The following is a 924-nucleotide window of genomic DNA, read 5'->3' as shown; positions in this document are numbered from 1 at the left end:
CGGCTCACATTCCGAGGTGTTCTGCCATACGGTCGATGGACTTGCGCAGGAAATCGTCGAAGGGCGGGGAGGGCTGCCGGATCCTGAAGGACTCCGCCAGCGGATCGGGCGCGGCAATGCTGCTACCGGCGAGTGCGGCGATGGTGGCATGACCGCAGAAGGGCACATAGACCTCTGAATAGCCGCCTTCATGCACGAGCACGAGGCGGTCTTCGCAGACTTCGGCAGCCAGCGTCATCATGCGCTTTGTCATCTCTGCAAAGGTTTCTGCCGTCGCCTGCATCCGCGCCAGCGGATCCACCATAGAGGCGTCGTAACCACAGGCGACGATGATCATGTCGGGGGCGAAATCGCGGATGGCGGGTATCGCCACCCGGTCGAGCGCATGAAGATAGGCGGTGTGCCCCGATCCGGCATGTAAAGGCAGGTTGATATTATACCCTTCGCCCGCCCCGCTGCCGCGATCGTCCAGCCCCCCTGTATCGAGGGGATAATTGCCTTCCTGGTGGAGCGATATCGTCAGCACATCGTCGCGGTCGTAGAATATCGCTTCCGTGCCATTGCCGTGATGCACATCCCAGTCGAGCACGGCCACGCGCTTTACCAGCCCCGCGGCTTTCGCCGCTTCGATGGCGATGGCGATGTTGGCCAGCAGGCAGAAGCCGTTCGGAAAGTCGGGCAGACAGTGGTGACCGGGCGGACGGCTCAGCGCATAGGCGTTGCGGACCTCGCCGCGCGCCACGGCATCGACGGCAGCGACGGCCAGACCCGGAGACATACCCGATGCCCGATCTCGTTGCCGTAAAACGCGCCCTGCTATCCGTATCCGACAAGACCGGCCTCGTGGAGTTTGGCTTCGTGATCGTGAACAATGCCTGATCGGTGTGGTGCCAGGTATGGCCGCTGTTGTCGTGGGGCGGCGCG

1 protein-coding gene is annotated in these 924 nt (G+C 63.1%); it reads right to left on the bottom strand.

Annotated elements, in window-relative coordinates; genetic code table 11:
• Positions 1-4: 4 nt before the first annotated feature.
• Positions 5-924 (bottom strand): class II histone deacetylase (locus A3764_RS16725; protein ID WP_150122250.1); only part of this gene is annotated, 920 nt, incomplete at its 5' end.

The organism is Sulfitobacter sp. HI0129 (assembly GCF_001635395.1).
Taxonomy (GTDB): domain Bacteria; phylum Pseudomonadota; class Alphaproteobacteria; order Rhodobacterales; family Rhodobacteraceae; genus Sulfitobacter.
The sequence above is the reverse complement of the archived record's forward strand: the minus strand, read 5'-3'. Positions and strand labels throughout refer to the sequence as shown.